The sequence below is a fragment of the Streptomyces sp. NBC_01478 genome, from assembly GCF_036227225.1.
In the GTDB taxonomy this organism is placed as follows: domain Bacteria; phylum Actinomycetota; class Actinomycetes; order Streptomycetales; family Streptomycetaceae; genus Streptomyces.
The window spans coordinates 9,347,758-9,364,728 of record NZ_CP109444.1 but is presented as its reverse complement, the minus strand read 5'-3'; the positions used below and the strand labels follow the sequence as shown (position 1 = coordinate 9,364,728).

Annotated in this window: 15 protein-coding genes; 4 read left to right on the top strand and 11 right to left on the bottom strand. The window is 70.4% G+C overall.

From position 1 onward, the window contains the following. Positions 1-129 precede the first annotated feature (129 nt). Positions 130-381 carry a helix-turn-helix domain-containing protein gene (locus tag OG223_RS41945; protein WP_329260756.1) on the bottom strand — a complete coding sequence of 84 codons (252 nt, stop codon included), beginning with the start codon at positions 379-381 and terminating at the stop codon, positions 130-132. A 32-nt stretch (positions 382-413) separates the two neighbouring features. Between OG223_RS41945 and map the strand changes: the two genes are divergently transcribed. Then, positions 414-1,184, top strand: coding sequence for a type I methionyl aminopeptidase (map, locus tag OG223_RS41940; RefSeq protein ID WP_329260753.1), 771 nt, complete (start codon positions 414-416; stop codon positions 1,182-1,184). Between the two features lie 143 nt (positions 1,185-1,327). Next, positions 1,328-3,916 carry an ATP-dependent Clp protease ATP-binding subunit gene (locus OG223_RS41935; RefSeq protein ID WP_329260750.1) on the top strand — a complete coding sequence of 863 codons (2,589 nt, stop codon included), beginning with the start codon at positions 1,328-1,330 and terminating at the stop codon, positions 3,914-3,916. Here OG223_RS41935 and ggt read toward each other — a convergent pair. After that, positions 3,900-5,702 carry a gamma-glutamyltransferase gene (ggt, locus tag OG223_RS41930; protein ID WP_329260747.1) on the bottom strand — a complete coding sequence of 601 codons (1,803 nt, stop codon included), beginning with the start codon at positions 5,700-5,702 and terminating at the stop codon, positions 3,900-3,902. The two genes, OG223_RS41935 and ggt, sit on opposite strands and share 17 nt — an antisense overlap. A gap of 143 nt (positions 5,703-5,845) precedes the next feature. Between ggt and OG223_RS41925 the strand changes: the two genes are divergently transcribed. Then, a complete protein-coding gene (locus tag OG223_RS41925; RefSeq protein WP_329260744.1) occupies positions 5,846-6,601 on the top strand; it encodes a hypothetical protein in 756 nt (251 codons plus the stop codon). 116 nt (positions 6,602-6,717) lie between these two features. Further along, positions 6,718-8,286, top strand: coding sequence for an alpha/beta fold hydrolase (locus OG223_RS41920; RefSeq protein ID WP_329260740.1), 1,569 nt, complete (start codon positions 6,718-6,720; stop codon positions 8,284-8,286). Positions 8,287-8,323: 37 nt separating this feature from the next. Here the strand turns inward: OG223_RS41920 and OG223_RS41915 are convergent, their stop codons facing one another. The 9 genes from OG223_RS41915 to OG223_RS41875 form a co-directional block, all read right to left on the bottom strand. After that, complete coding sequence (locus OG223_RS41915; RefSeq protein ID WP_329260737.1) at positions 8,324-9,181, bottom strand: amino acid ABC transporter permease; 858 nt, start codon at positions 9,179-9,181, stop codon at positions 8,324-8,326. Further along, positions 9,178-9,822 (bottom strand): amino acid ABC transporter permease, encoded by a 645-nt coding sequence (locus OG223_RS41910; protein ID WP_329260734.1) that lies wholly within the window; start codon positions 9,820-9,822, stop codon positions 9,178-9,180. Before OG223_RS41910 ends, OG223_RS41915 begins: the two co-directional genes overlap by 4 nt. A gap of 11 nt (positions 9,823-9,833) precedes the next feature. After that, positions 9,834-10,745, bottom strand: coding sequence for a glutamate ABC transporter substrate-binding protein (locus tag OG223_RS41905; RefSeq protein WP_329260731.1), 912 nt, complete (start codon positions 10,743-10,745; stop codon positions 9,834-9,836). Positions 10,746-10,762: 17 nt separating this feature from the next. Next, a complete protein-coding gene (locus OG223_RS41900; RefSeq protein ID WP_329260728.1) occupies positions 10,763-11,506 on the bottom strand; it encodes an amino acid ABC transporter ATP-binding protein in 744 nt (247 codons plus the stop codon). Between the two features lie 112 nt (positions 11,507-11,618). Then, positions 11,619-12,026, bottom strand: a complete 408-nt coding sequence (locus tag OG223_RS41895) for a DUF6278 family protein (protein ID WP_329260725.1) — start codon at positions 12,024-12,026, stop codon at positions 11,619-11,621. 121 nt (positions 12,027-12,147) lie between these two features. Then, positions 12,148-12,927 (bottom strand): exodeoxyribonuclease III, encoded by a 780-nt coding sequence (locus OG223_RS41890; RefSeq protein ID WP_329260722.1) that lies wholly within the window; start codon positions 12,925-12,927, stop codon positions 12,148-12,150. A gap of 30 nt (positions 12,928-12,957) precedes the next feature. Beyond that, complete coding sequence (locus OG223_RS41885; protein WP_329260719.1) at positions 12,958-13,602, bottom strand: MBL fold metallo-hydrolase; 645 nt, start codon at positions 13,600-13,602, stop codon at positions 12,958-12,960. 70 nt (positions 13,603-13,672) lie between these two features. Further along, positions 13,673-14,965, bottom strand: coding sequence for a bifunctional 3-oxoadipate enol-lactonase/4-carboxymuconolactone decarboxylase PcaDC (gene pcaDC, locus OG223_RS41880; RefSeq protein ID WP_329265757.1), 1,293 nt, complete (start codon positions 14,963-14,965; stop codon positions 13,673-13,675). A gap of 163 nt (positions 14,966-15,128) precedes the next feature. Then, positions 15,129-16,871, bottom strand: a complete 1,743-nt coding sequence (locus OG223_RS41875; RefSeq protein ID WP_443073865.1) for an SWIM zinc finger family protein — start codon at positions 16,869-16,871, stop codon at positions 15,129-15,131. Positions 16,872-16,971 lie beyond the last annotated feature (100 nt).

The window sequence follows — 16,971 nt, the reverse complement described above, 5'->3', positions numbered from 1 at the left end:
GAAAACACCATTTGTGTTACGACGCGGCTACGGAAGCTTTTCGAGCCGGGCGCAGAGGTCTGGGAGCCTACGCCTCCCCGCTGTGCGCCCGCCGGGTTCATGCCGTATCCGCCACATCAGGCGTCCGATTCAGGCCGCCAACGGCGCACACCTGACCACGAGTTGGTCCATGGAGAGGCCGAGGGCGTCGGCGAGGGCGGCGACGGTGAAAAAGGCGGGTGTCGGCGCCCGGCCCGTCTCGATCTTCCGGAGGGTCTCCGGCGAGATGCCCGCGTGCGCCGCCACGTCCGTCATGCTGCGGCCACCGCGGGCCTCGCGGAGCAGCCGGCCGAGTCGTTCGCCGCGTTCGCGCTCTTCGGGGGTGAGAGGGGTGCGTACCATGCCGTCATTCTAATACCGGTATAGTAATTGGCATGGTGGAACTGAAGACGGACACGTCTATCGATGCGATGTACGAGGCGGGCCAGGTCGTGGCCCGCGCCCTCACGGCCGTGCGGGAGGCCGCCGACGTGGGCGTATCCCTGCTGGAACTGGACGAGTTGGCGCACGACGTACTGCGCGCGGCCGGCGCGAGTTCCCCCTTCCTCGGCTACCGCCCCGCCTTCGCGCCCACCGCGTTCCCCGCGGTCATCTGCGCCTCCGTGAACGACGCGATCGTGCACGGCATCCCGGACGGCTACCGCCTGCGCGACGGCGACCTCGTCTCGATCGACTTCGGCGCGAAGCTGGGCGGCTGGGCCGGCGACTCGGCCATCAGCTTCATCGTCGGCGAGCCGCGCCCCGCCGACGTCCGCCTGATCGACACCGCCGAGCGCGCTCTCGCGGCGGGCATCGAGGCGGCCGTGGTCGGCAACCGCATCGGCGACATCGCGCACGCGATCGGCACGGTGTGCCGCACGGCCGGCTACGGCATCATGGAGGACTTCGGCGGCCACGGCATCGGCCGCCAGATGCACGAGGACCCGGGAGTCCCGAACGAGGGCCGCCCCGGCCGAGGCCTTCCTCTCCGCCAGGGCATGGTCATCGCGATCGAGCCGATGCTGATCGCGGGCGGCCGGGACGACTACCACGCGGCGAAGGACGGCTGGACCCTCAAGACGAACGACGGCTCCAGGGCGGCCCACGTGGAACACACGGTGGCGATCACGGAGGCAGGACCCCGGGTCCTGACTGAACGCCGGTAAGGGGGAGCGCCCCTTCAGGGGCGCGGGGCTGCGTCGGCGTGCGGCTCCACCGCGTGGGCGCGACCTGCCACAACGCACCCGCAGCCACAAACGTACCCAAACCCGCACATGCCCCACGCAGTGACCCGTGCCATGGTGGATTGATGACCAGCGGCTACGCAGACCCCGAAAACGACCCCCTCGGCGACTTCCTGGCCCGGTTCTTCGGCGGAGCCGCGGGCGGAGCCCCTGGCGGAGCCGCCCGCCCACGCCAGATAGACATAGGCCGCCTGCTCAGCCAACCGGCCAGGGACCTCGTCCGAGGCGCCGCCCAGTACGCCGCGGAACACGGCAGCCACGACCTCGACACCCAGCACCTGCTCCGCGCCGCCCTGTCCGCGGAGCCGACCCGCGACCTCCTCACCCGCGCCGGCGCGGACCCGGACTCCCTCGCCGCCGAGATCGACGAGCACTCAGGCCCGGTCCAACCCCCGGAGGGCACGTCCCTCAACCTCACCCCGGCCGTCAAACGCGCCCTCCTGGACGCCCACGACCTGGCCAGGGCGGGCGGCACCGGATACATCGGCCCCGAGCACGTCCTCGGCGCACTCGCCGCGAACCCGGACTCCGCCGCCGGCCACATCCTGAACGCGGCCCGCTACGCTCCGACGGGCCTGCCGCCCGAGCCCATGGACGGCACGCACCCCCGCACCGACCAGCCCCGCCCCACCGGCACCCCCACCCTCGACAAGTACAGCCGCGATCTCACCGACCTGGCCCGGCAAGGCCGTATCGACCCGGTGATCGGCCGCGACGAGGAGATCGAGCAGACCATCGAGGTGCTGTCCCGGCGCGGCAAGAACAACCCGGTGCTGATCGGCGACGCGGGAGTCGGCAAGACCGCGATCGTGGAGGGGCTCGCGCAGCGCATCACGGACGGCGATGTGCCGGACGTGCTGACCGGGCGGCGCGTGGTCGCCCTCGACCTGACGGGCGTGGTCGCGGGCACCCGTTTCCGGGGCGACTTCGAGGAGCGCCTGACGAACATCGTGGGCGAGATCCGCGCGCACTCGGACGAACTGATCGTGTTCATCGACGAGTTGCACACCGTGGTCGGCGCGGGCGGTGGCGGCGAGGGCGGCTCGATGGACGCCGGCAACATCCTCAAACCGGCCCTCGCGCGCGGTGAGTTGCACATCGTGGGCGCCACGACGCTGGAGGAGTACCGCCGGATCGAGAAGGACGCGGCGCTGGCCCGCCGCTTCCAGCCGATCCTGGTGCCCGAGCCGACCGTCGCGGACGCGATCGAGATCCTGCGCGGACTGCGCGACCGCTACGAGGCGCATCACCAAGTCCGGTACACCGACGAGGCGTTGGTGGCCGCCGTGGAGCTGTCCGACCGTTACCTCGCCGACCGCAGGCTGCCCGACAAGGCGATCGACCTGATCGACCAGGCAGGCGCTCGCGTTCGGCTGCGGGCGCGCACGAAGGGCACGGACGTACGGGCCCTGGAGCGCGAGGTGGAGCAGCTCGCCCGGGACAAGGACCAGGCGGCGGCCGACGAGGACTACGAGAAGGCGTCCCGACTCCGGGACCAGGTCGCCGAGTTGAAGCTGCGGCTGGCGGAGGCCGACGGTGAGGACACGAGCGACGAAGGACAGAATCTGGGGGTCACCGGTGAGGCGATCGCCGAGGTGGTGTCGCGGCAGACCGGTATCCCGGTGAGCAGTCTCACGGCGGAGGAGAAGGACCGGTTGCTCGGTCTTGAGGAGCATCTGCACCGGCGGGTCGTCGGCCAGGACGAGGCCGTGCGGGTCGTGTCGGACGCGGTGCTGCGCTCGCGCGCCGGGTTGGCGAGCCCGGACCGGCCGATCGGCAGCTTCCTGTTCCTGGGACCGACCGGCGTCGGGAAGACGGAACTTGCCCGGGCGCTGGCCGAGGCCCTGTTCGGCAGCGAGGACCGGATGGTCCGCCTGGACATGAGTGAGTACCAGGAACGGCACACGGTCAGCCGGCTGGTCGGCGCCCCGCCCGGCTACGTCGGCCACGAGGAGGCGGGCCAACTCACCGAGGCCGTACGCCGCCACCCCTACTCGCTCCTTCTCCTCGACGAGGTCGAGAAGGCGCACCCGGACGTGTTCAACATCCTGCTCCAGGTGCTGGACGACGGCCGGTTGACCGACTCCCAGGGCCGCACGGTCGACTTCACCAACACGGTGATCGTGATGACCAGCAACCTCGGTTCCGAGGCGATCACCCGGCGCGGCGCCGGTATCGGCTTCGGGCCCGGCGGCGCCGACGCGGACGAGGAGGCCCGGCGCGAACAGATCCTGCGCCCGCTGCGCGAGCACTTCCGCCCCGAGTTCCTCAACCGCATCGACGAGATCGTCGTCTTCCGTCAGCTCACCGCCGAGCAACTCCGCCTGATCACCGAGCTGTTGCTGGAACACACCCGCCGTCTCCTGCACGCGCAGGGCATCACGGTCGCGTTCACGGACCCGGCCGTCGACTGGCTCTCCCGCCAGGGCTACCAGCCCGAGTACGGCGCCCGGCCGCTGCGCCGCACCATCCAGCGCGAGGTCGACAACCAGCTCTCCCGGCTGCTCCTGGACGGCCGGATCACGGAGGGCGGCCGGGTGACGGTGGACGTGACGGACGGGCGGCTCGCGTTCAGGACCGATCCGCGGCCGCCCGCAGCCGACCCACCGCCTACGCCGCCCGCCTCCGACTCGCCGTCTACGGCGCCGGATTGACCACCGCAGCCGAGCCGCCGCCCCGCCGTACCTTCTCGGCGGCCGCCAACCACTCCCCGTTCGGCAGCCGTTGCACACCGGTGGCCGCGCCGATCTCGGGGTTGAGAGTGAACGAGTGCCCGATGGCTTGGAGCTGGGTCTTCAAGTCGCTGTTGTAGAGGGCCGGTTCGAGTTCCGTGTTGGCCGCGTTGCGCTGACTGGCGCGGGGCGCCGCGATCGCGTCCACGAGCGGGAGGCCCCGGTCGAGGAACTCGGTGAGGGTCTGGAGCACGGTCGTGATGATGGTCGCGCCACCGGGTGAACCGAGCGCCACGACCGGCTTGTTGTGCTGGTCGAGGACGATCGTCGGCGAGATCGACGAGCGCGGGCGCTTGCCCGGACCGGGCAGGTTCGGGTCGTGGACGGCCGGGTTGGCCGGGGTGAAGGAGAAGTCGGTCAGTTCGTTGTTGAGCAGGAAGCCGCGGCCGGGCACGGTCATCGCGCTGCCGCCGGTCTGCTCGATGGTGAGCGTGTAGGAGACGACGTTGCCCCACTTGTCGGCAACGGTGAGGTGGGTGGTGTTCTCACCCTCGTAAGTCGTCGGGGCGGCCGTCCCGGCGGCGGTGCAGGCCGTCGGGTTGCGCGGATCGGCGGGCGCCAGCGGGCTGGTGAGCACCGCGTCGTCCTTGATGAGGCAGGCGCGCGAGTCGGCGAACTTCTGCGAGAGGAGTTCCTTCGTCGGTACGTCCTCGAAGGCGGGGTCGCCGACCCAGCGCCCCCGGTCCGCGAACGCGATCCGGCTGGCCTCGATGTAGTGGTGCAGGTACTGGACCTCGCTCGCCTTCGAGAGGTCCGTCTTCTCAAGGATGTTGAGGGCCTCGCCGACGGTCGTGCCGCCGGAGGAGGAGGGCGCGATGGAGTAGACGCCGAGTCCGCGGTACGAGGTCTTCGTGGGCGCCTGGAGCTTGGCGCGGTAGGCCGCGAGGTCCTTGGCGGACAGTTGGCCGGGGCGGGCGTTCCAGCCCGAACTCGCGTCCACCTTCGGGGTGTTCACCGTGGCGAGGATGTCCTTGCCGAGGGCGCCGCGATAGATGTCGCCGATCCCCTTCTTGCCCAACTCCTTGTACGTGGCGGCGAGTTCGGGGTTCGTGAAGGTCGAGCCGACGACCGGCAGCGCACCGCCCGGCAGGAACAGCTTCGCGGTGTCCGGGAAGTAGCGGAAGCGGGTCTCGTTGGCCGCCGTCTGGGTGCGGAAGGTGTCGTCGACCGTGAAGCCGTCGCTCGCGATCCGCTCGGCGGGCTTGAGCACCGTACCGAGCTTCTCGCTGCCCCACTGGTCGAGCGCCGTCTGCCAGGTGGCGGGCGTGCCCGGGGTACCGACGCCGAGGCCGCTGCTGACGGCGTCGGCGAAGGCGAGGGCCTTGCCGTTCTCCACGAAGAGGTTGGAGTCGGCGGTCAGCGGCGCGGTCTCGCGGCCGTCGATGGTGTGCACCGCACGGGACTTGGCGTCGTAGTAGACGAAGTAGCCGCCTCCGCCGATGCCGGAGGAGTAGGGCTCGGTGACACCGAGCGCGGCGGCGGTCGCGACGGCCGCGTCGACCGCGTTGCCGCCCTTCTTCAGGACTTCGATACCGGCGGCGGTGGCGTCCGCGTCGACGCTCGCCACGGCACCGCCGTAGCCGACGGCGACCGGAACCTTCGTCGGTGTGCTGCTGCTCGTCGTGGCGGGTGGGGCCGCGGCCCCGACCGACACCACGGCGGCCGAGACCGCCAGAACCGACAGTTTCCGTGCCACAGGGCGACGCATCCGTACCTCCAGTCCAGAACCGTCCGCGCAGCGTATCCACCTGGCACGGGCCCCGACAGACCGCTTCCGGCCGCCGCCACAGGAACGTCACACGTCGAACACCGGTACGTACCAGCCACATCGGACCGCTAACATGCGCGCCCATGAATGACGACGTGCGCAACATCGTTCTGGGCGTGGCCGCCGCCGGCATCAGTGCCGCGCTCGGCTGGCTGGCCCGCACCTACCTGTGGAAGCGCAAACTCCGGCGCAAGCAGGCGTTCTTCGGGCTGCCCGACAACTCCGAGTCGCTGCTCGTGGTCAACCGCGAGGCGGGCGGCCCCGAACTCACGGTGATGCGGCACGACGTGTTCGCGCTCCTCGAACTCGCCGCCCTGATCAAGGACTGCAACGCGCACGCCCAGGTCGTCGCGCACGACGCGGCCCAGCAGGGCTTCGGCGAACGCACCGAGTTCTGCGTGGGCGGCCCGGCCTCCAACCGCCGGATGGCCGCGCATCTGGCGTCCCTGCTGCCCGGCATCCGCGTCAACGTCGACGCCGAGCCGGGGCCGGACCGGGGCGCTTTCCAAATAGGCAGCGAGCGCTACCGACTTGAGCCAGGCAAGGGCGAGTACGTGCTCCTCGCCCGGCTCACCGCCGGCCAACTCGGCGGCGCGCGGCCGGTGTTCCTCTTCTGCGGCCAGCGCGCGATCACCAACCAGGCGGCGACCCGCTATCTCGCCCGCAACCATGAGAAGTTGGCGCGCAAACACGGCGGCAACACCTTCGTCCTGCTGCTGAAGGTGGTCAACTCGCAGGCGTACGGCCCCGATGTGGTGGAGCTGGTCGCGGATGTGACACGGGCGGCGGAAACGCCCCTGCCTGCACCGGCTCCTCGAAGTTCGCACCGCGCCTCCTGAGGTCGCACACACGTCAACAATCTTTACTGGCACGTAACTTACTGACGGGTTACCTGAGGTAGGGGGTCGAGGTTACCGTCGGGTCACTTTGCAGTGACACGTGTGAGGAGTGACCCGTGCGAAACCGTCGCCAGGCCCTGCGTACGACCGCCGTGGGCGCCGTCTCCGCGACTCTCGTCGCCGGAGGCGTCCTCGGGCTCGCCCCCGCCGCCCAGGCCGCCACGAACGGCGTCCGCTTCGTCGACATCGCCGGCGACGGCGGTACGAAGCTCGCGGCGAACGTCGTCACGCCTGCGGGCGCCGACGGCTCGCGCGCCTACCCCCTGGTCGTGCTGCCCACGAGCTGGGGATTCCCGCAGGTCCAGTACCTGGCCCAGGCCGAGAAGCTCGCGAACTCCGGCTACGTGGTGGTCAGTTACAACGTCCGGGGCTTCTGGCAGTCCGGCGGCGGGATAGAGGTCGGCGGCCCGGCCGACGTGGCCGACGCGTCCAAGGTGATCGACTGGGCGCTCGCCAACACCCCGTCCGACGCGGGGCACATCGGCATGGCGGGCGTGTCGTACGGCGCCGGCATCAGCCTCCTCGCGGCCGCACACGACAAGCGGATCAAGGCAGTTGCCTCGCTGAGCGGCTGGGCCGACCTGATCGACTCCATCTACTCGGGCCGTACCGAACACTCCCAGGCGACCGCGCTCCTGGACGGCGTCGGCCTCGTCACCGGCCGCCCGAGCGCGGAGACGAGCCAGGTCTTCAAGGACTTCTTCGCCTCCGACCTGTCCAGGGAACAGGAGTTGATCGACTGGGGGAAGGAACGTTCCCCCTCGACCTACGTCGATCAGATCAACAAGAACGGCGCGGCGATCATGCTCGCCAACGCCTGGGGCGACACGATCTTCCCGCCCGACCAGATCGCCGACTTCTACGGCGAGTTGAGCGGGCCGAAGCGGCTCGAACTCCGCCCCGGCGACCATGCCACCGCCGAGCTGACCGGTCTGTTGGGGCTGCCCAACGACGTGTGGACGGACACCGAGCGCTGGTTCGACCACTACCTCAAGGGCGAGGACAACGGGATCAACCGCGAGCAGCCCGTGGAGCTCAAGTCCCGCTCCGCGGGCGGCTACGAGGGCTATCCGGACTGGAAGTCGGTCGCCGCGACCCGGAAGAAGATCGCCCTCGCGGGCACGACCACCATCCACACCAACGTCGACTCGGGCGCCGACGGCGGGATCGTCTTCCTGTCCAGCATCCTCGACCAGGTGGCGCAGGTGCCCCCGCTCGCATGGGTCCCGCTGCTCCCCCGCCGCTGGGCCGCCGTCTGGCAGTCGGGGACGTACACGAGTGCCCAACAGGTGCGCGGCACCGTGAAGTTGCACACCACGGTCACGGACACCAAGGAGAGCGGCACCCTCGTCGCGTACCTCTACGACGTGGGCCCGCTCGGCCTCGGCAAGCTGGTCGGCAACGCGCCGTACACCTGGCACGGGCAGACGCCCGGCCAGCCGTTCGGTGTGGACCTGGAGTTGTTCTCCACGGCCTACGACGTCCCGGCAGGGCATCATCTCGCCCTGGTCGTCGACACGGTCGACCCGCTCTACATCGAGCACAACCCGACCGGCGCGCAGCTGACCTTCTCCTCGCCGGCGAACGACCCGTCGTACGTGTCGATCCCGCTGCGCGAGCAGTGATCTCCGGCTGCTGCCGGGCGGGCAGGTGCCCTCTCTACTACTGCACCCGCGGCAGCAGCGTCCCTGGTTCCGCCGGGGCCACATCCACGGCCTCGGTCTTGGGACTGCGCTGCTCCCGGCGGGACACCCATCCGGCGAACCAGGAGAGCAGCATGCACATCCCGATGTAGATCGGCGAGATCACCATCACCACGGGGATGAACGGCAAATCGTAGTCGAGGTTCGACGCGATCAGCTTCCCGGCATGGAGAAACTCCTCATAGGTGATCAGATAGCCCAGCGAGGTGTCCTTCAGGGCGACCACCAACTGGCTGATGATGGCGGGCAGCATGGCCCGTACGGCCTGCGGTACGAGGACGTACGACATCACCTGGGTCTTGCGCATGCCGAGCGCGAACGCGGCCTCCCGCTGGCCGCGTTCGACGCTGCCCACGCCGGAGCGGAAGACCTCGGCGAGCACCGAGCCGTTGTAGAGGGTGAGGCCGGCGACCAGTGCGGGCAGCGGCTGCACCTTGAGCGCCACGAAGATGAAGAAGATCATCACCAGGACGGGCATGGCGCGGAAGAACTCCACGGCGAGGGTGGACAGCCAGCGCACCGGACGGTGGTCCGAGAGGCGTCCTACGGCGAGCAGGGTGCCAAGTGCCAGTGACAGTACGGCCGCCAGCCCGAAGGCCTTGAGCGTGTTGCCGAGGCCGCGCAGCAGCAGTTCCTGAATTCCCTTGTACTCGAAGGGCATCCACTTCGTGTATGTGAACTGGTCGGTGTCGAACAGGAGATAGAGGATCCAGCCGAGCAGCGCGAGGATGACGACCGTGGACGCGATGCCGTAAAGGCGGTGCCGTTTGCGGGTCTTGGGGCCCGGGACGTCGTAGAGGGCGTTGGCGGTGGTCATCGGGCGACTCCCCACTTCCTCTCCAGCGCGTTGAACAGCGCGCTGATGGCGAGGGTGATGATCAGGTAGCCGACGGCGATCCAGACGAAGGTCCAGACGATGTTGTAGCCGAGTTCGCTCAACGTCCGGTAGGTGCCGAGGAGTTCGGTGACGCTGAAGGCGCCCGCGATCGCCGAGTTCTTGGCGAGGGCGATGAGCGTGGAGCCGACCGGCGGGATCACCGAGCGGAACGCCTGCGGCAGCACGACGAGTCCGAGGCTCTGCCCGAAGGACATCCCGAGGCTGCGAGCCGCCTCTCCCTGCCCCCTGGGCACGGTGTTGATGCCGGAGCGCAGCGCCTCGCAGATGAACGCCGAGGTGTAGCAGCCGAGCGCGAGGATCGCGAACACCTTGAAGGGCAGCACGAGTCCGAAACGCGGCAGGCCGAGCAGCACCGCGAAGAACAGCAGGGTGAGCGGGGTGTTGCGCAGGACGGTGACCCACGCGGTGCCGAAGACCCGCAGCGAACCGACGGGGGCGACCCGGAAGGAGGCCATCAGGAAGCCGAGGACGAGCGCCAACACCGAGGCGTAGAAGGTGAGTTCGACGGTGCCGAGGAAGCCGTCGCCGAAGGTCGAGAAGTTGTCTGTCAGTACGTTCACGTCTGCCTCCCTCAGCTCGCCGGGTAGCGGTCGATCGCGGGCGGGGTGGGCGCGGGCACTCCGGACAGGCCGAGCGTCGCCTCGTACGCCTTCTTCCAGTCGCCGTTCTTCTCACGGGCCTCCAACGCGTCGTCGAGCGCGAACCGCAGGGCGTTGTCGCCGTGCGGGACTCCGATGCCGTACGGCTCCTTCGAGAAGGGCTTGCCGACGACCTTGAGTTGATCGGGGACCTTCGCCGCGTAGCCGATGAGGATCGCGTCGTCGGTGGTGACGGCGTCGACCTGGTAGGTGAGCAGGTTGTCGACACAGACCGAGTAGGTGTCGTAGGCGACGAGTTGGGCCTTGGGATAGTCGTCCTTGATGCGCTGGTACGGCGTGGAGCCGGCCGCCGAGCAGACGCGTTTGCCGGCGAGGTCCTGCGGGCCGTGGATGTCGTGCTCGTCGGCGCGGACGAGGAGCGACTGGCCGGCCAGGTAGTAGGGGCCGGCGAAGCCGACGAGCTTCTTGCGCATGTCGTTGATGGTGTAGGTGCCGACGTAGTAGTCGATCTGGCCGTTCTGCAGGGCGGTTTCGCGGTTGGCGGAGGCGATCGTCTTGAAGTGGACGGTCTTCGGGGCGAAGCCGAGGGAGGCCGACATCATCCTGGCGATCTCGATGTCGAAGCCGGAGTAGGTGCCCGTCGCGGGGTCCTTCTCGCCGAGGTAGGGCTGGTCCTCCTTGGCGCCGACGGTGAAGTGGCCGCGCTTCTTGGCCCGCTTCCAGGTCTTGGAATCGGGGAGCTGAAATCCTTGTGCCACTTGGTAGTTGGGGAGTTTCTCGGCGGGCGGGCCCTTGACGGGCGGGCTGCCCTCCTTGCCGCAGGCACTCGCGAGCAGCGCGGCGAGCGTGACGACGGCGAACGGCAGACGGGTCCTACGGAACATGGATCGCACTCCCCCGCTCAGTGCTTGAGGATCTTGGACAGGAAGTCCTTGGCCCGGTCGGTGCGCGGGTTGGTGAAGAACTCCTCGGGGGTGCGGTCCTCGATGACGCGGCCGTCGGCCATGAACACGACGCGGTTGGCGGCGGAGCGGGCGAAGCCCATCTCGTGGGTGACGACGACCATGGTCATGCCGTCGTGGGCGAGTTGGCGCATGACCTCGAGGACCTCGTTGATCATCTCCGGGTCGAGGGCCGAGGTCGGCTCGTCGAAGAGGAGGGCCTTGGGTTCCATGGCGAGGGCGCGGGCGATGGCCACGCGCTGCTGCTGGCCGCCGGAGAGCTGCGCGGGGAACTTGGGTGCCTGGGAGACGAGGCCCACCCGGTCCAGGAGTTCCATCGACCGCTTGTCGGCGTCCTCCCGCTTGCGCTTGCGGACTTTGATCTGGGCCAGCGAGACGTTCTGCAGGACCGTCTTGTGGGCGAACAGGTTGAAGGACTGGAAGACCATGCCGACCTCGGCGCGGAGCTGCGCGAGGGCCTTGCCCTCCTCGGGCAGTGGCTTCCCGTCGAGCCGGATCGTCCCGGACTCGATGGTCTCCAGCCGGTTGATCGCCCGGCACAGCGTCGACTTTCCCGACCCCGAAGGGCCGATGACCACGACCACCTCCCCCTTGCCGACGGTGAGGTTGATGTCCTGCAGGACATGCAGCTCCCCGTAGTACTTGTTGACGTCACGCAGTTCGATCAACGGATCGACGGCCATGCCCAGCCCTACTCACTCTCAGCTGTGTCGTGGTCGCCGCAAACTATCGACACAAGAGCGGAGTTAACGTACGACACGCACTTTTCGGGCATTAGCCGTATTTACGTCGCTCTTACTCTTCGGCGACCTCGGCGTACAACTGCGAGAGCTCGGGCACACCGCTGGCGGCCCACTCATGGCCGGAGGCCACGACGTCGAACTCGCGCCCGGAGACGAGCCGTACGACGGGCTGGCCGTTCGGCCAGATCGCCCAGGCGGCGCCCGGTACCGTGCGCACGATCACGGTCCCCAGATAGAGGCCCGCGTCGTTGCCGAGCCAGGACAGGGTCTCCTCGTCGTCCCGCCAGCGGGGCACCAGTTGGTCGAGCGCCTCCAACGAGCCTGCGGAGTCGTCGAGTTGGATGCCCTCCCGGGCCGCATGGGAGCGGAGCAGTTCACACTCGGACAGCGGTTCGGCGATGCCCGCGGGGTCGTGCGCGCCGCGTTTCTCGCCCCGGTTGCCCAGGAAAGGGATGTTCATACGCCCAGCGTGTCATTCGTACCGCCGTACGCACCACAGGGCGTCGCGGATGGCGTGTCAACGGCGGGCCCGGAGTGGCGAAATCCCTTCCCCGGGGCCTCCGTTGACGAACGCGGGCGGGTCAGACGTCCAGGTCGACGACCACCGGCGCGTGGTCCGAGGCGCCCTTGCCCTTGCGCTCCTCGCGGTCGACGTAGGAGTCGGTGACGGCCTTCGCGAACGGCTCGTTGCCGTACACGAGGTCGATGCGCATGCCGCGGTTCTTCGGGAAGGCGAGCTGGCGGTAGTCCCAATACGTGTACGGGTGGTCGTACTTGAGGGGGCGCGGGACCACGTCGGACAGGCCCGCGTCACGCAGGGCGGTCAGGGCGGCGCGCTCGGCCGGGGTGACGTGGGTGAGGCCCTCGAAGGCGGCCACGTCGAAGACGTCGTCGTCCGTCGGCGCCACGTTGTAATCACCCAGCACCGCGAACGGGCGGCTGCCCTGCGCGCCGTCGGCGACGGCCGCCCTGAGGGCCTCGAACCACTGGAGCTTGTACGTGTAGTGGGGGTGGTCCACCTCGCGGCCGTTCGGCACGTACACCGACCAGACGCGGACCGGGCCGCAGGTCGCCGCGACGGCGCGGGGCTCCTGGACGCCGTCGTAACCGGGGTCCCCGGGGAAGCCCTTGACCACGTCGTCCAGTCCTACGCGGGAGAGCACCGCCACGCCGTTCCACCGGCCGGTCGCGTTGACCGCCGCCTCGTAGCCCGCCTCGCGCAGCGCCTCGAACGGGAACTGCGCCTCGGCCAGCTTGGCCTCCTGGAGGCACAGCACGTCGGTGCCGCTGCTCTCCAGCCAGGCCAGGAGCCTCGGCAGACGGGCGGTGATCGAGTTCACGTTCCAGGTCGCGATGCGCATGCCTCACAACCTACCGGGCGGGTCTGACACTCACAGGTCCGCGGCCTCACCGGGCGCCAGCCGCAGGTGCTCCGCGCCGCCGAGCGCGCCGATCTGCATGTCGTAGATCGGGCGGGCGAGGTCGGTGAGCAGGGCGTCGTGGATGTCGTAGGCGCGCTGCGGCTTGACCTCGCGGACGTAGTCGATGACCTCGGAGATCTTGCTCCAGGGGGCCATGACCGGGAGCAGCAGGGTCTCGACGGTGTGGTCGGGGACGGTGAGGGCGTCGCCCGGGTGGAAGACCCGGCCGTCGTCGACGAGGAAGCCGACGTTGGTGATGCGCGGGATGTCCGGGTGGATCACGGCGTGCAGTTCGCCGTGCACCTGGACGTCGAAGCCCACCGCCGTGAAGGTGTCGCCGTGGCCGACCGTGTGCACCCGGCCCGGGAAGGCGGCGGAGAGCTGGTCGGCGACCGACTTCAGCGTCCAGATCTCGGCGGCCGGGTTGGCCTCCAGGCCGGCCCGCAGCCGGTCCTCGCTGAAGTGGTCCACGTGCTCGTGGGTGACCAGGATCGCGTCCGCACCGGCGGTGGCGTCCTCCTCGGTGAAGAGGCCCGGGTCGATGACGAGCGTCCGGCCGTCCTTCTCCAGACGGATGCAGGCGTGCGACTTCTTGGTGAGTGTGGTGAGCGTCATGGGTCCATCCTGCCGCTGCCCGGCTTCGGGCGGGCAGCGGAGACTGGTGCTCTCGGTACCGGTCTGAAGATCACTCCGTGGGGGTCGTCTCCTCCCGGATGACCTGCTGGGCCACCTTGAAGGCGCTGTTCGCGGCCGGTACCCCGCAGTACACGGCGGCCTGCATCAGCACCTCCTTGATCTCGGTCGGGGTGAGGCCGTTGCGCAGCGCCGCCCGGGTGTGGAAGGCCAGCTCGTCCAGGTGACCGCCCGCGACCAGCGCGGTGAGGGTGACACAACTGCGCGAACGCCGGTCGAGGCCCGGCCGGTCCCAGATCTCGCCCCACGCGTAGCGGGTGATGAACTCCTGGAAGTCCCCGGAGAACTCGTCGGCCTGCGCCAGCGCCCGGTCGACGTGCGCGTCGCCGAGCACCTCCCGGCGGACCTTGATCCCGGCGTCGTAGGGGTCCGGGCGGCCCATGCCCTGCGGCGCCTCCACGGGCGCCGGCGCGATCTCGGCGATCGGCACGAGCTGCTGCGGCGCGGCGAGGACCGGCCTGGCCGGGGCCGCCACGACGGGGATCTGGCCGGTGGAGTGGTGGTCGTAGGGCGGCTGCCAGGCGGTGGAGAAGTGCCGGACGAGGAGGTCGGTGACGGCGGCGGGCTGCTCGACCGGGACCAGGTGCGAGGCACCGGGTACGACCGCGAGGCGGGCGTCCGGGATGCCGGCGACCAGTGTGCGCGCCTCGGCGGGGCCGGTGACCTGGTCGTCGGAGCCGACGAGGACGAGGGTCGGCACGCCGATGCGGGCGAGTTCGGACCGTACGTCGAACGCGGCCAGCGCCTCGCACGCTGCGATGTAGCAGCCGGGGTCGGTGGTGCGCACCATCTGGACGGCCCACTCGGTGATCGCGGGCTGCGACGCGGCGAACCCGCTGGTGAACCAGCGGTCGGGCGAGGTGCGGGCGATGGGGTCGAGCCCGTTGGTGCGCACGATCACCCCGCGCTGGCGGAACTCGTCCGCCGTGCCGAAGCGGGGCGAGGCGGCGATCAGGGCCAGCGAGGCCACCCGCTCCGGGTGGCGCAGGACCAGTTCGAGACCGACCGCGCCGCCGAGCGCGCAGCCCGCGTAGCCGAAGCGCTGCACGCCGAGGGCGTCGAGCGTGGCCAGCAGCCGGTCGGCCAGGTCGGCGACCGAGCCGGTCCCGTGCGCGGGCGAGCCGCCGTGCCCTGGGAGGTCGTACCGGAAGACTCGCCACTGTTTCGCCAGTTCGGGCACCTGGCGATCGAACATGTGCCAGGTCGTCCCGAGCGACGGGCCCAGGATGAGAACGGGCGCGTCTTCGGGGCCGTCGAAGCGGTACTGGAGTGCGGGGGTCTTCATGTCGCTCACCGCTCCAACGTAACCGCCGTTTCTTAAGGTCCGGCTGTGGGGCCCCCGGTCTCCCCACTCGGCTTCCACACATCGGTGGGGAACCCTCACATCGCCTTCACCGGATTCGGGTGGGGCGTTCGTGGAGAACCCGGCCTCGGGTGGGGGCTGCGGTTCAGAGTTCGCCGGGGGCGCCCAGGCCCGTCAACGCGCCGACCGGGTCCAGGTCGGGGGTGCCTCTGGGCCACCAGTCCTCGTCGCCCGGCTCGGATTCGTAGGCGTACCACAAGCCGTCGCGGCCGAGGCGGAGTTGGACATGGCCGTGGGGGTGGGTGAGGTGGTTGTGCCAGGGGCGGAAGGCCGGGAGGTCGGCGGCGAGGAGGAGGGGGCGGGCCCGGTCGAAGCGGCCGGCCGGCGGGTCCCAGGGCTCTTCGAGCACCGCGAGGCCCTCGATGCCGCCCTGCCGCCAGGCGGCGACCGCGCGCGCCAGCTCGGCCGTGCCGCGGCCGGTGGCCTTGGCGAGGGAGGCGTAGAGCGAGCGGGTGGTGGCGGTGAGCCCCGAACCGGGGCGGGCCGCGGCGAGCCGCACCGCGTCCTGCCACAGCGTCAACTCCCCCACCGGGTCCCGGCCGGTGCTGAGCAGCGCGTGCGCGCGGGCGGCGGCGTCGGTCGCCAACTGGTCGAGCGCGAAGGGGTCCGGGCCGCCCGGAGCCGCCGGATACACGGGAGGCTGCTCGGGGTGCGGGGGCATGGGCAACGGGGGTGGGAGCGGAGGGAGTCGGCGCCCCGGCTCGGCAAGCACGTCGGTGGCTCTCACGCCGGGGAGAGGGGCCGGTTCCTGCTCCTGGGCGGCGCGGGCCGCACGGGCCGCGTTACGGCGGGACAGGGCGTCGAGCAGCGGGCGTTCGCCCCGACCGCGGAGCAGGAGCAGGACGAAGGGGTCGGCGTCCAGGAGGCGCGCGGTCTGGTAGCAGAGGGCGGCGGCGTGCTTGCAGGGGTGGCCGTTGTCGGGGCAACTGCACTGGGGGGCGAGGTCGCCGGGCCCCGGCAGCAGCGGGACTCCGCACTCGGCCAGGGACTTGGGCATCTCCTTGTCGAGCAGCGCGGCGATGTGCCCGGGCCGGTCGGCGGCGGCGTCCAGGAACCGCTCCCAGTCCGCGTCGTCCAGCGTGCGCAGCCGCACCTGTACGCGGTACGGCCGGGCGCGGCTGCCCTGCACATACCCGAGCACGAGCCCGGGCGTCACGGTGATCGCGTCGACATGCCCCTTCTCCGCGTAACCCCGGCCCCGCGCAAGCCGCTTGGGGTCCAGCGCGCCTTCTTCCAGCGCGGTGACCCATGCGTTGCCCCACCAGCTCTCGGCGAAGCCCGCACCGTCCGAGGACCTGGGCGGGAACGCGGGGAAGGTGCGGCGCAGGTCGCTGTCTCGGGAGGGGGATCCCATGGTTGTGGGGGTTGTGGGGGTGGAGGTGGGGGCGAGGGTTACGGCCGGCAGCTCCGTGGTGGGGTCGTCGTCCTGGGGCATCTGGAAGGCGTCGGCGAGCAAGTCCCGTACGGCGCGTGCTCGGTTGGCTTCGATACCGCCGGGCGCCTGGGCGCGTGTTCGTGCGGTGTCGGTGGTTGTGCTGGTGCTGGAGGGGGTGGAGGTCCGGCGGGGTGGGCGGGGTGCGGGCTCAACTCCCTGGCGCCCTGCGTCGGTTCGAGCCTGCTGACTCTCTCGCCGGGCAGCCCGCAGTGCCTCGCGTGCGATGTCGGCGGGGCGGGTGGACGGGTGGTCCGGGGCACTGTCACCGACGGCGGGGGCTGGGGGTGCCGGGTGGTCGCCCTGTGCTGCGGGGTCGGGAGCCGGTTCGGTGCTGGTGTCCTCGGGGTCGGCCGCTGCGGCTGCCTCGCGTCGAACCGGTAGCGCGGCGCGCAACGCCGCACGGGCGGCGTCACCGGGCCGTGGGGCGGACACCGAGGGATCGTCAACCGGGGGTACGGTGACCGTCGTCTCCTCGGCGCCGGTCGGCACGGGT

Bases quoted from the DNA above. Each gene is read 5' to 3' on its own strand.
- ggt (WP_329260747.1), bottom strand. From the start codon at position 5,702: ATGCGTCGCCCTGTGGCACGGAAACTGTCGGTTCTGGCGGTCTCGGCC.
- map (WP_329260753.1), top strand. From the start codon at position 414: ATGGTGGAACTGAAGACGGACACGTCTATCGATGCGATGTACGAGGCG.
- OG223_RS41925 (WP_329260744.1), top strand. From the start codon at position 5,846: ATGAATGACGACGTGCGCAACATCGTTCTGGGCGTGGCCGCCGCCGGC.
- OG223_RS41895 (WP_329260725.1), bottom strand. From the start codon at position 12,026: ATGAACATCCCTTTCCTGGGCAACCGGGGCGAGAAACGCGGCGCGCAC.
- OG223_RS41905 (WP_329260731.1), bottom strand. From the start codon at position 10,745: ATGTTCCGTAGGACCCGTCTGCCGTTCGCCGTCGTCACGCTCGCCGCG.
- OG223_RS41885 (WP_329260719.1), bottom strand. From the start codon at position 13,602: ATGACGCTCACCACACTCACCAAGAAGTCGCACGCCTGCATCCGTCTG.
- OG223_RS41945 (WP_329260756.1), bottom strand. From the start codon at position 381: ATGGTACGCACCCCTCTCACCCCCGAAGAGCGCGAACGCGGCGAACGA.
- OG223_RS41890 (WP_329260722.1), bottom strand. From the start codon at position 12,927: ATGCGCATCGCGACCTGGAACGTGAACTCGATCACCGCCCGTCTGCCG.
- pcaDC (WP_329265757.1), bottom strand. From the start codon at position 14,965: ATGAAGACCCCCGCACTCCAGTACCGCTTCGACGGCCCCGAAGACGCG.
- OG223_RS41915 (WP_329260737.1), bottom strand. From the start codon at position 9,181: ATGACCACCGCCAACGCCCTCTACGACGTCCCGGGCCCCAAGACCCGC.
- OG223_RS41935 (WP_329260750.1), top strand. From the start codon at position 1,328: ATGACCAGCGGCTACGCAGACCCCGAAAACGACCCCCTCGGCGACTTC.
- OG223_RS41900 (WP_329260728.1), bottom strand. From the start codon at position 11,506: ATGGCCGTCGATCCGTTGATCGAACTGCGTGACGTCAACAAGTACTAC.